Origin of the sequence: Cupriavidus alkaliphilus, assembly GCF_014191175.1 — a bacterium.
Lineage (GTDB): Bacteria > Pseudomonadota > Gammaproteobacteria > Burkholderiales > Burkholderiaceae > Cupriavidus > Cupriavidus alkaliphilus.
In genome coordinates, this window is record NZ_JACHWE010000004.1 from 235,227 (window position 1) to 247,042 (window position 11,816).

General features: G+C 68.1%; 13 protein-coding genes. 5 read left to right on the plus strand and 8 right to left on the minus strand.

What is annotated here, in order from left to right:
• Positions 1-36 precede the first annotated feature (36 nt).
• The 4 genes from sucD (at position 37) to FHX60_RS15965 (ending at position 4,588) form a co-directional block, all read left to right on the plus strand.
• Entirely contained in the window at positions 37-918 is an 882-nt protein-coding gene (sucD, locus tag FHX60_RS15950) for a succinate--CoA ligase subunit alpha (protein WP_092307811.1), read from the plus strand.
• Between the two features lie 245 nt (positions 919-1,163).
• Positions 1,164-1,859, plus strand: coding sequence for a TerC family protein (locus FHX60_RS15955; protein ID WP_112773718.1), 696 nt, complete (start codon positions 1,164-1,166; stop codon positions 1,857-1,859).
• A 316-nt stretch (positions 1,860-2,175) separates the two neighbouring features.
• On the plus strand, positions 2,176-2,691 hold the full coding sequence (locus FHX60_RS15960) for a pilin (RefSeq protein ID WP_183283889.1): 516 nt from the start codon (positions 2,176-2,178) through the stop codon (positions 2,689-2,691).
• 94 nt (positions 2,692-2,785) lie between these two features.
• Entirely contained in the window at positions 2,786-4,588 is a 1,803-nt protein-coding gene (locus FHX60_RS15965) for a PglL family O-oligosaccharyltransferase (RefSeq protein WP_183283890.1), read from the plus strand.
• Position 4,589: 1 nt separating this feature from the next.
• Here FHX60_RS15965 and FHX60_RS15970 read toward each other — a convergent pair whose 3' ends face one another.
• The 3 genes from FHX60_RS15970 to moaC form a co-directional block, all read right to left on the minus strand.
• Entirely contained in the window at positions 4,590-5,105 is a 516-nt protein-coding gene (locus FHX60_RS15970; RefSeq protein ID WP_092307818.1) for a hypothetical protein, read from the minus strand.
• A gap of 14 nt (positions 5,106-5,119) precedes the next feature.
• Positions 5,120-5,563 carry a hypothetical protein gene (locus FHX60_RS15975; RefSeq protein WP_112773714.1) on the minus strand — a complete coding sequence of 148 codons (444 nt, stop codon included), beginning with the start codon at positions 5,561-5,563 and terminating at the stop codon, positions 5,120-5,122.
• A gap of 234 nt (positions 5,564-5,797) precedes the next feature.
• Entirely contained in the window at positions 5,798-6,277 is a 480-nt protein-coding gene (gene moaC, locus FHX60_RS15980; RefSeq protein ID WP_183283891.1) for a cyclic pyranopterin monophosphate synthase MoaC, read from the minus strand.
• Between the two features lie 99 nt (positions 6,278-6,376).
• Between moaC and FHX60_RS15985 the strand changes: the two genes are divergently transcribed.
• On the plus strand, positions 6,377-8,200 hold the full coding sequence (locus FHX60_RS15985; protein WP_183283892.1) for a beta-barrel assembly-enhancing protease: 1,824 nt from the start codon (positions 6,377-6,379) through the stop codon (positions 8,198-8,200).
• 10 nt (positions 8,201-8,210) lie between these two features.
• Here FHX60_RS15985 and FHX60_RS15990 read toward each other — a convergent pair whose 3' ends face one another.
• From FHX60_RS15990 to FHX60_RS16010, 5 genes are all read right to left on the minus strand, one after another.
• Positions 8,211-8,786: a DUF2946 family protein gene (locus FHX60_RS15990; protein WP_112773711.1), complete on the minus strand. Its 576-nt coding sequence runs from the start codon at positions 8,784-8,786 to the stop codon at positions 8,211-8,213.
• A gap of 29 nt (positions 8,787-8,815) precedes the next feature.
• Entirely contained in the window at positions 8,816-9,895 is a 1,080-nt protein-coding gene (locus FHX60_RS15995; protein WP_183283893.1) for a YheT family hydrolase, read from the minus strand.
• A gap of 40 nt (positions 9,896-9,935) precedes the next feature.
• Entirely contained in the window at positions 9,936-10,376 is a 441-nt protein-coding gene (locus FHX60_RS16000) for a YybH family protein (protein ID WP_012351840.1), read from the minus strand.
• A 31-nt stretch (positions 10,377-10,407) separates the two neighbouring features.
• Positions 10,408-11,430, minus strand: a complete 1,023-nt coding sequence (waaF, locus tag FHX60_RS16005) for a lipopolysaccharide heptosyltransferase II (protein WP_183283894.1) — start codon at positions 11,428-11,430, stop codon at positions 10,408-10,410.
• Positions 11,431-11,548: 118 nt separating this feature from the next.
• Positions 11,549-11,743, minus strand: coding sequence for a zinc-finger domain-containing protein (locus FHX60_RS16010; RefSeq protein WP_010812205.1), 195 nt, complete (start codon positions 11,741-11,743; stop codon positions 11,549-11,551).
• Positions 11,744-11,816 lie beyond the last annotated feature (73 nt).

An 11,816-nucleotide genomic window follows, 5' to 3' on the forward strand; every position in this document is an offset into this window, starting at 1 on the left:
TGCCCGCGCTGCCAGAGTCAAGCAAAGGACGAAAGCATGTCGATTCTGATCAACAAAGACACCAAAGTCATTACCCAGGGCATCACCGGCAAGACCGGCCAGTTCCACACCCGTGGCTGCCGCGACTACGCCAACGGCAAGAACGCCTTCGTCGCCGGCGTGAACCCGAAGAAGGCCGGCGAAGACTTCGAAGGCATTCCCATCTACGCCAGCGTCAAGGACGCCAAGGCCCAGACCGGCGCCACCGTGTCGGTCATCTACGTGCCGCCCGCAGGCGCCGCTGCCGCGATCTGGGAAGCCGTTGACGCCGACCTGGACCTGGTGGTCTGCATCACCGAAGGCATTCCCGTGCGCGACATGATGGAAGTCAAGGACCGCATGCGCCGCGAGAACAAGAAGACCCTGCTGCTGGGGCCGAACTGCCCGGGCCTGATCACGCCGGACGAAATCAAGATCGGCATCATGCCGGGCCACATCCACAAGAAGGGCCGCATCGGCGTGGTGTCGCGCTCGGGCACGCTGACGTACGAAGCCGTGGGCCAGCTGTCCGCGCTGGGCCTGGGCCAGTCGTCGGCCGTCGGCATCGGTGGCGACCCCATCAACGGCCTGAAGCACATCGACGTGATGAAGATGTTCAACGACGATCCGGACACGGACGCCGTGGTCATGATCGGTGAGATCGGCGGCCCGGACGAAGCCAACGCGGCCCACTGGATCAAGGACAACATGAAGAAGCCGGTGGTTGGCTTCATCGCTGGCGTGACCGCGCCTCCGGGCAAGCGCATGGGCCACGCCGGCGCGCTGATCTCGGGCGGTGCCGACACCGCCCAGGCCAAGCTGGAAATCATGGAAGCCTGCGGCATCAAGGTGACCAAGAACCCGTCGGAAATGGGCCGCCTGCTGAAGGCAATGCTGTAACAGGCAGTCCAGCCTTGCTCCGCCGTTGCGGAGAAGGCCCCGGCTTGAAATGCCCCCGCCCCGCGGGGGCATTGTCTTTTCCGGCTCCCGAAGTGGCCTGGCTGCTACGCCTGACCTGAAGATTACAAAATTGAAATCTAATCGAAAGGTTGATGCGTTAAACAGTCATGTCTGCGCTTTCAGACATCCAAAATCCCGTCGGATGACGGGGCGCGCCACCACATAGAAACTCGAGGAGCCTCCCCGTGGAACTGCTGTCTTCCACCACTTTCTGGATTGCGTTGGGATCGATCATCCTGACCAATATCGTCCTGTCCGGCGACAACGCGGTGGTCATCGCGCTCGCCTCGCGCAACCTGCCGCCCGCCCAGCAGAAAAAGGCCATCTTCTGGGGCAGCGCCGCCGCCATCATCATGCGCGTGGTGCTGACCGTGGCCGCGGTCAAGCTGCTGAGCCTGCCGTACCTGAAGATCGTCGGCGCCGTGCTGCTGGTCTATATCGGCGTGCAACTGCTGACCGGCGATGACGACGAGGAAGGCCACGACGGCAAGGACAATATCTGGGCCGCCATCCGCACCATCCTGATCGCCGACCTGGTGATGTCGCTGGACAACGTGGTCGCCGTGGCCGCCGCCGCGCAGAAGGGTCCCGAGGGCAGCCAGCTGCTGCTGCTGGTCATCGGCCTGGGCCTGTCGATCCCGCTGATCGTGTTCGGCAGCACCATCCTGCTCAAGGTCATGGAGCGCTTCCCGGTCATCATCGTGCTGGGCGCCGCGCTGCTCGGCTACCTGGCCGGTGAGATGCTGGTCAGCGACCCGGTCGACGCCGCCTGGTTCGAAGTCCACGTGCCGCACGCCCACCTGGTCTTCGGCGCCGCCGGTGCGATCTTGGTGGTGATCCTCGGCAAGCTGCTGAGCCGCCGGTCGGCACAGACGGCCTGACGTCGATCTGCCGGATGCGGAAGGGCGGCCAACTGGCCGCCCTTTTTCATTGGGCACGACGACGGGCGTGTCGGTGTCCATGCCAACTAACTCATGTGAGTGATCGCACTTTTTGTCGCGCTTGCCTGTGATGGCGGTCCCAGGTGACAATTTTTGGCGCAAACGGCGAGCTTCACCCCGACGGGTGACGAAATTTGTCGCTTTCCACCCCCTACCGATGGGGGATGCCGCTGGCACACTTGCTGCTCAATCGTCCCCGCGTCACGAAACCGAAGACGTGCAACGCTTAACCAAAATCTCTTCGAGGGGTCAAATCATGCAACGGGTACAACAACTGAAGAAGCTGGGCCGCCGCGTCCAGAAGGGCTTTACGCTGATCGAACTGATGATCGTGGTGGCGATCATTGGTATCCTGGCGGCGATTGCGATTCCCGCTTACCAAGACTACGTGATTCGCGCTCGCGTTACGGAAGGTTTGACGCTGGCTGACGCAGCGAAGACTTCGGTGACCGAGAATGCCGCGAACGGTGTCGCTCTTGCGAACGGTTGGGCGGCCCCTGCCGCCACTCAAAACGTTACGGCTATTGCAATTGCGGCAAACGGTCAAATCACCATTACTTATGCCGCCCGTGCGGGTAACGGTACGCTCGTGCTGGTGCCGTCGTCTGGCGGCGCCGCACTTGTCGCAGGCACTCCGCCTGCTGGCGGCTCTGTGGATTGGGAGTGCTTTTCGGCGGCAAAGGCGGCCTCTACTCTGCCCGCTCCTGGTCCGGCACCCGCAGCAGCAGCGACTCTCCCGGGTAACGTCGCACCGGTTAGCTGCCGTACCTAATCGTTTTTAGAACGAATGAGAAAGCGCCTTCGGGCGCTTTTTCTTTATCTGGCGTCCAAGCTATCATGCGCCTTTCCCCAACCCAGGCGCCGCAATGCCGCCGTCCCGGCCCAACCTGTCTTCGGCTGTTCTCATCGCAGCAATCGTCATCCCGCTGCTGGTCTCCCGGCACACGCTGCCTCTAGCGACGTTTTACGGCGAATGGGCCGCCGCGCTCTGTAGCGTTGCCGCGGTCGCAGCGGTTGCCATGCGGGCGACCAGCAGATCGGCGCCTTCCGCGTACCTGCCGTCAATCTCGCTGTTGTTCCTCTGGCTCGTCATCGTCAGCCTGATCGTCGCGGGCCTCGGGCATTCCGATATTACGGGCAGCCGCCTGACGACTGTCCTCACGTTGCTGCTCGGCGCCGCCGTGGCTTCTGCCGCATGGTGGTACCGCCATACGTCGGCTGGCAGCGAATCGGATGCTGGCGACGCCCTTGCCGTTGCGGCCCTGATCGCGGGGCTGCTGGGTACCGTTTCGCAATGGGTGCAGTTGTTCCAACTCGAACCCCGCTCCTTCGGCCTGGTCTCCACCTACTTCTACGACACCAACCGCCGCCTCTGGGGCAACCTGAACCAGCCCAACCACCAGGCCACCGTGCACGGCCTCGCACTGGCCGCATCAGTGTGGCTGGCCTCGCGTGGCCGTCTGCGTTTTCCGATGTGGCTGGCCGCGGTGGCCTTGCTGGAAAGCGGCATCGTGCTGTCTGGCTCGCGCACCGGCGTGTTGCATGTCGGCCTTGCCGCGTGCTACGCGTTGATTGCGGCGTGGCTGGCGCGAGGCGATCGCCGCGGTCCGGATCCCATGCAGCGTCCGGTGGGGCTTGTGGTGGCTGCCGTTGCCATGGTGGCAATGCTGCTGGCCCTGCAGCCCGCCATCAAGGCGGCGGGGCAGGCCTTTGACTGGCGCCTGTTCGACACCATCGCCCAACTCGAAGCCGAAGACCAGATTTCGGCGCGCGGTGCGCTGTGGGCGCACGCCATCGCGATGTTCCGCGCTCATCCGTGGTTCGGCGTCGGCTGGGGCGAGTTCGGCTGGGCGCAGTTCCAGCAGCTGGATCAGGTCGGCGTGAAGGTGGAGATGTCCCTGCACGCCCACAACGCGATTCTCGACCTGCTGGCCAAGACCGGCATCGTCGGCACCGCCGGCGTGGGTGTGATCCTGCTGGCGTGGCTGTGGCGCGTGGTGCGGGTGCGCTTGTGGCATGGCGATGGGGAGGAACGCAGGCAGACCGTGCTGGTGCTGACGTGGCTGGCGATGCTGTGCGCGCATTCGATGCTGGAATACCCGCTGCATTACCTGTATTTCTTCCTGCCGTTCTGCTTCATGCTGGGCTGGCTGGAGCCGTCGGGCTTCGGGCGCTGGCGGGTGCCGTTGCCGGTGGCGCGCGGGCTGGCGCTGGCGTTGGCCGCGGTAGCCGCGGTGGTGCTGGGCACCATGTGGCAGGACTATCGCCGTGCCGAAGCGCGCGAGTATGCCAGCAGCGAAGGCCGCCAGGCCCTGCCGATGCCGCGCTTCTGGTTCCGCCAGCATGCGCAGGCCGATGCGGCCGGACAGGCCGCCATCACGCCCGAGAATGCCGCGGTACTGTTGCCCGCGCATGTCGCGGCGGTGCACCTGCTGCCGACGCCGGCCATGATCGCGCGCACGGCATGGCTGCTGGCGTTGACGGGCGATGCCGCGCAAGGCCGGCTGTGGATGGAGCGCCTGAGGTGGTACTACCTTGGCGACGAGGCCGCGCAGTACGCGACGATCGCGCAGGCATGCCGCGGCGTGAAGGCGGACCAGCGCCCGCAGGCGTTCTGCGGCTGGGTGGCCGATCGCTCGCGCCGCCTTGCGGAACTGGGCCGGGACTGACCTAGTAGTACGGGTACGGGCTGTAGTAGACCGGCGGCGGGGGCGGCGGATAGTAGTACCGCGGCGCCGGCGCCGGGACTGCGGCCACGCGGCCCGGCACGGGCACGCGATTGCCGCTGGCGTACATGCACTGCACGTAGGCGGCGTCGTATTGCTGCTGCGTGCCGTAGCCCGCGTATTGCGCATTGCCCGCGCCCACCGCCGCGCCTGTAAGCAGGCCGATGCCCGCGCCCACCGCCGCACCCGAGCCACCGTTGAATGCCGCCCCCGCGGCGGCGCCCAGCGCGGTCCCCACCGCGGCGCTGCCGAGCGCGGCATTGTTGGCGGCCTGTGCCGAAGACACGCCGCCGACGCGTCCGAAGGCGAATTGCCGGCAGTTGTAGTCGTCGGCACGGAACTGGTCGAAATTCTTGCCGGTGCCGGGCAGCGCCATCACGCTGGGCCCGGAGGGCAGCACGGCGCAGGCGCCGAGGGCGAGGGTGGCCACGGCCAGCGTGGCGCGGATCAGGGCATGCATGGTGTCACCCCGTGTCAGGAATTGGCCGGCGGCTGTGCCGGTATGCGTTGCCAGCCGCCGGGGCAGGACGCCACGTAGGGGTAGTAGCCTTCAGGCTGGTTGCAGTGGTACCACCAGCCCTGCTGCGGCATGACGCCGTCGGGGCCGGGAGCGGGCACCGGGCCATTGGGTCCCTGCTCGATGTATTGCGGCGGCGCCGCGGGCACGGCAGGTACCGCCACCACGGCCGGCGGGTAATAGTACGGAGCGGGGTAGCCGTAGGGATAGCCACCGTAGAACGCGCCGGGCCCGAGATAGATGCCGACGCCTACGCTGGCGCGCGTCCTGACCATGCCGTCGCGCAGGTCGCCGCCATGCCAGGCGGCATCGTGGAGATCGGCCCGCCCGGCCAGGGCGGCGCCGCTTGCGGCCGTGGCCGCGAGTGCCAGGGCGATCTGGCAGAGCATGCGCCCGTTCATGGTATCCCCCTCATCCCCGCGCGCGCCGCGGGCAGGGTCAGCCGGCCGCGATCCCGCGGCGGCCCGCAATCATATTGAATACCAAATTGTCGCGCGCGGATGCCGGGGACGGCGCGTGTGGAAATGCGTCGTTACCTTTATTACCAGGGAACGAATATGGCGTAAGAAGAGGCCGCGTCCGCCTTCGCCGGGCGTACCGCGGGCATCACGTAAGCCGTGCTGCGAGGGCAGGTATCAACCGGCCGCCACCCAATCCCCGGACTTGCCCCCATGCTTCTCCAGCAGCTTCACGTTGCCGATCACCATGCCACGGTCCACCGCCTTGCACATGTCGTAGATCGTCAGCAGCGCGACCTGCACACCGGTCAGTGCCTCCATCTCCACGCCGGTCTGGCCGCGGGTCTCGGTGCGCACGGTGCAGGCGACGGTGGCGGTGGCCTCGTCCAGGGCGAACTCGACCGCCACCTTGGTCAGGCCGATCGGGTGGCACAGCGGGATCAGGTCGGCGGTGCGTTTGGTGGCCATGATCGCCGCCACGCGGGCGATGCCGATCACGTCGCCTTTCTTGGCGCTGCCGTCGCGCACCAGCGCGAAGGTGGCGGGCTGCATGGTGATGGTGCCGGTGGCCACCGCGACGCGATGGGTGCTGGCCTTGGCGCCGACATCGACCATGTGGGCTTGTCCGGCGGTGTCGAAATGGGTGAGCTGGGTCATGATCGAGAGCTTCGGGCGAACTGCGTGCATGGAGCCACCGGGAGCGTGCGGGAGACGCGTCCGATGGGAACGGCCACGGGAGGCCGCTATCATAGCAACATGCCAAAACACCCATCGCTTCGCAGGTCTGCCGCATATGGCCGTGGCGCCGTGGCAGATGCCGCTCCTGCGGGTTCCGCGTCACATCGCGAAGCCGGCAGCCACCGCCGCGCCGGCGGCGCCTGGGCGCCCTGGCGGCGGCCACTGGCGGCGCTGCTGGCGCTGACGTTCGCGGCACCGGCCTGGCCACAGGGTACGCCGCGCACGGCAGCGGCGCCAGTGACGCCGGTGGCTGCACCCCGTGCGCCGGCGCCCGCCACCACGGCCGAGGCGGCGGACCAGGTCTACGACAACCTGAACCGCAGCGTGAAGGCGGGCCAGAAATCCGAGTTCGGCCTGCGCACCAACAACGCGGTGGTGGAGGCCGGCGGCGTGCAGCTGCCGGACCTGGGGGACCCGTCCACCGCGTCGCTGTCGCCCGACATGGAAAAACGCCTGGGCGACCGCATCATGCGCGATATCCGGCGCGATCCGCTGTACGTGCCCGATCCGCTGCTGTCCGATTACCTGAACGCGCTTGGCTACCGGCTGGTGCAGGCGGCGCGGCGCCAGAGCATCTCCGGCTCGACCGGCGCCGGCACCTTCGCCACCGGCTTCGACCTGTTCGCGGTGCGCGACCGCAGCATCAACGCCTTTGCGCTGCCGGGCGGCTATATCGGCGTGCACACCGGGCTGCTGGTGCAGTCTGATACCGAGTCCGAGCTGGCCTCGGTGCTGGGCCATGAAATCGGCCACGTGATGCAGCGGCATATCGCGCGCGGCATCACCCAGCAGGACCAGTCGATGTGGATTGCGCTGGCGTCGATGGTGCTGGCGGGGCTGGCCGCGACGCGCAGCCCGGATGCGGCGGCGGCGCTGGCCATGGGCGGACAGGGCGCCGCCATCGCCAACCAGCTGTCGTTCTCGCGCGGCGCGGAGCGCGAGGCCGACCGGGTCGGCTTCCAGATCCTGACCGCGGCGGGCTTCGATCCGCAGGGCATGCCAGATTTCTTCATGCGGCTGCAGCGCGCTTCAGGCACCGCCGAGAATTCGGTGCCGTCCTATGTGCGCACCCACCCGCTGACCTCCGAGCGCATCGCCGACATGCAGGACCGCGTCAGCCATGCCAGCCAGCGCAAGGTGCCCAACACGCCCGAGTACGAGTTCGCGCGCATGCGCGCCCGCGTGATCCAGGAAGCGTCGCCGAGCGAACTGCAGAACCTGCGCGCGGCGCTGCGCACGCAACTGGCCGGGGCATCCGCGCTGCGCGCGCCGGCGCTGCACTACGCGCTGGCGTTCGTCGAGCAGCGCCTGCGCCGCTATCCGGCCGCCGAACAGGAACTGGCCGAAGCCCGCCGCCTGTACGGCAATATTCCCGGCGCCAGCTCGGGCAGCCCGATGTTGGACGTGATGGCGGTGGAACTGGCGCGCGCGCAGGGCCGCGTGCCCGAGGCGCTGTCGCAGGCCAGCGCGTCGATGAAGGCCTTCCCGCTGTCGCACGCCGTGGCGGTGGTCTACGCCGAGACCCTGATCGGTTCCGGCCGCCATGACGAAGCCGTGCGCTTCCTGCGCGAGCGCACGCGCCAGGAGACCGGCCGCAGCGAATGGTGGGAGATGCTGGCGCGCGCCTACGCCGGCCAGGGCAAGCGGCTGCAGCAACACCAGGCGCTGGCGGAGAAATATGCGATGGACGGCGCCTACCAGGCCGCGATCGAACAGCTGCAGATCGCGCGCAAGGCCGGCGACGGCGATTTCTATACGCTGTCCGAGGTCGATGCGCGCCTGCACCAGCTGGAGCGCCAGTACCGCGAGGACAAGCAGGACAACAAGGGCATGCCGAACTGACGCGGGCGGCTCAGTCGGCCGGCGCCGCCGGCTGGCGCGCGAAGCCGAAGCGCTTGGGCACCTCGCTCTCGGCAATCGGCTCGATCGGAAGGTCGACGCCATCGTGGTGGAACACGCCCAGGTCCGCGCCGCAGGCCTCGCCATGCCAGGTGCTGGCGCCGCTGAACTGCTCCAGGTCGTGGTCATGCAGCAGGGCTGCCTGCAGGCCGTCGACGCCGTCCACGGTACCTGCCAGCACCACGTTGCCATGCTCATCGGCGTAGCAGGCGTGCAGCGTGAAGGCCTGCTGCGTGGTGGTGCGCAACGCGCCGGCATGCAGCCGCACGATCCACGGCGCATAGCCCAGCGACACGAACACCCGCTGCGGCCCGTTCTGGAAGTACCAGCAGCCGCGCTCGTCGCACTGGTAGTTGCGCTCGATAAAGCCGATCAGCGCCTCATGGCGGATGGGGTCGCCCGAGAGCCCGTGCTGCTGCGCATATTCATTGCGCAGGCGCCACTGCCCGCGGCGGTCCAGCGTGAGCCAGCCATAGGCATTGGGCACGTTGGGCCAGCGTGCCATGGCCTGCCTGACGATGTCGTCCATCATTGCCTCCCGGCGGACCGGTGCCCGCCTTACATCATGCTGTCGAAAAATTGCAGGATCCGCGCCGGCAGCCATTCGATGTGGCCGCCGAAGCGTCCGTCGGCCTGCAGCGGCAGGTGCCGGCGCCAGCCCGCGGGCGGGGTCATGAAGCCGACATGGCCGCCGTGCTCGGGCTGTTCCAGCCAGACTTGCGGGCTGACGTCGGCCGGGCCGGGCAGATGCCGCGCCGGCAGGAAGGGATCGTTGCGCGCGTTGAGCACCAGCGTGGGCACGGCGATGTCGCGCAGCACGGGTTTGCTGGCGGCGCGGCGCCAGTAGTCGTCGGTATCGGCAAAGCCGTGCAGCGGCGCGGTGACGACGTTGTCGAAGGCGTACAGGTCGCGGCTGGCCAGCATGGTGTCGCGGTCGAACAGGCCCGGGAACTGCGCCAGCTTGGCCAGCGACTTGCGCTTGAGCGTCTGCAGGAACATGCGCGTGTAGACCAGGTTGAAGCCGGCCGACAGCGCCGCGCCGCCGGCGGCGAGATCCAGCGGCGCGGAAATCGCCGCGGCCGCGTGCACGTAACCGGCACCGCTGCCGTCTTCGCCCAGCATGCGCAGCAACGCATTGCCGCCGAGCGAGATCCCCACCACCAGCAGCTTGCGCCCGCCGGCGCAGTGGTGCTGGCGCATGCGCTGCAGCACCCAGCGGATCTCGGCCGAATCGCCCGAGTGGTAGAAGCGCGGCGCGAGGTTGAGTTCGCCCGAGCAGCCGCGGAAATGGGGGATCACGCCCTGCCAGCCGCGCAGCGACAGCGCATGCATCAGCGCCTGCGCGTAGTGGCTGCCGGAGTCGCCCTCGAGGCCGTGGAACATCACCACCAGCGGCGTCTGCGCCTGCACCGCATGGGTGGTCCAGTCGAGGTCGATGAAGTCCTGGTCGGGCGTGGCCCAGCGTTCGCGGCGAAAGCCGACGCGCGGCGGGCGGCGCGTGAAACGCGCGGGAATGATGGTCTGGGCGTGGCCGCCGCGCAGCCACCAGGGCATCGGCGTGTCCTCGCCATAGCCATGCGCGCTGGCGGGATCTGCCTGGATGGGGTAGGGCAGTCGGTGGTGCGGAAGCTGCGTCATGCCGGCTTGTGTTGCAGCAGGCCGCTGCGCGGCCGCGGGTTCAGTGCAGCGCCTGGCCCGGCGTGGCGGCCACCGCGGCCACCTGCACCGCGTTGGCGGGGCTGCAGTGGATGTGGGCCAGGCGCCAGCCTTCGTGGTTCTGCATCAGCACGTAGGTGGTGTGCACGTACAGGTCGGCCTCGACGCGGTCGCTGCCGAAGCGCAGCGCCTCGGTCACGTCGAAGATCGACACGGCCATCGACGCATGGCTGCTGGTTTCGATGGCGTCGACCAGCACCGGCTGTTCTTCCAGCAGCTGCGAGAATGCCTGGCGCAGCTGCTCATGGCCGATCAGGCGCTGCCCGTCGGGCAGCACGCAGGTGATCGAGTCTTCGTCCAGCCACAGGCGCAGCGCGCCTTCGGCGTCGCGCAGCTTCAGCGCTTCGCGGAAAGCGTCGACGATGTCTTCGGCGGAATCGAACAGGCGGGCAAAGCGAGGCATGTTGGCAATGGACGTGGCTAGGGCGGGGATGTCAGGGCCGGTGCAGCAGCTTGCGCAACTCGACGAACACCATTTCCGGTTCGATCTCTTTCAGGCAGCGCAGGTGGCCCAGCGGGCACTCGCGCTTGAAGCACGGACTGCACTCCAGCTGCAGCCACATGATACTCGCTGCCTCTGACAGCGGCGGCGTGTGGCGCGGATCGCTCGAGCCGTACACCGCCACCTGGGGCCGGCCCAGCGCCGCGGTCACGTGCATCAGGCCCGAATCGTTGCAGACCGCGGCTTCGGACAGCGCCAGCAGGTCGACCGCGTCGTCGAGCGAGGTCTGGCCGCACAGGTTGCGCACGAACGGCGCCTCGCTGACGATCTCGGCGGCGATCTCGGCGTCCTTGGCCGAGCCCAGCGTGATCATCTGCGCATACGGGTAGGAACGCCGCAGCATCTGCGCCAGCTTCGCGAAATGGGCCGCGGGCCAGCGCTTGGCCGGGCCGAACTCGGCGCCCGGGCAGAACGCGATCACGCGCGTGTGCGGCGCCAGGCCGAAGCGCTCGGCGGTGGCGGCGACGCGCGCCGGGTCCACGCGCAGGCGCGGCTCGCTCAGGTTCTCGGGCAGGCGCGCGCCGGGCTTGAGCGCCAGGCGGGCGTAGTGCTCCACCATCGGCGGGCGGTGGTCGCGCGGCGGATTGGCGTGGCGCACGTTGAGCATGCCGAAGCGCGCTTCGCCGCGATAGCCGATGCGCAGCGGAATGCCGGCCAGCCACGGGATCAGCGCCGACTTGAGCGAGTTCGGCAGCACGTAGGCGAGGTCGTAGCCTTCGTTCTTCAGCTGCTGCGCGAACATCAGCCGCGCCGACAGCTGCAGCTTGCCGTGCGCAAGGTCCGACGGGAACACGCGGCCGATTTCCGGCATGCGCGCGAGCACCGGCGCGACCCACTTGGGCGCGAGGGCGTCGATGACCAGGCGCGGATGACGCGCCTTGAGCAGCGCGAACAGCGGCTGCGCCATCAGGGCGTCGCCGATCCAGTTGGGGGCGATGACGAGGGCTTTCTTCATGGAAGGGGCGCAAGGAGCCGGCACGGGCGCAGCGGCGCGGGCGCCGGCAACGCCAACGCTCCGGGGCGCCTGTGGGCGGCCCGGAGCGTCAGGGTGGTGCGATGGCAGGCGGCTCGGGTCAGTGGTGGCCCTTCAGCACGGTGCCCGGCTTGAGCTTGTACACGGTACCGCAGTACGGGCACTTGGCTTCGCCGGTGTCGGCCACGTCGAGAAACACGCGCGGATGGTAGTTCCAGGCCGGGGTGTTGGCGGTCGGGCAGTGCAGCGGAATGTCTTCGGCGCCGATTTCGATGATGGTCGCGGTTTGCGTCATGGTGTTGCAGGGAATAAAACTTATCGTTCGTCAAAACAAGGGACGTGCCGCGCCCGCACGGGCGGGCGGCTGG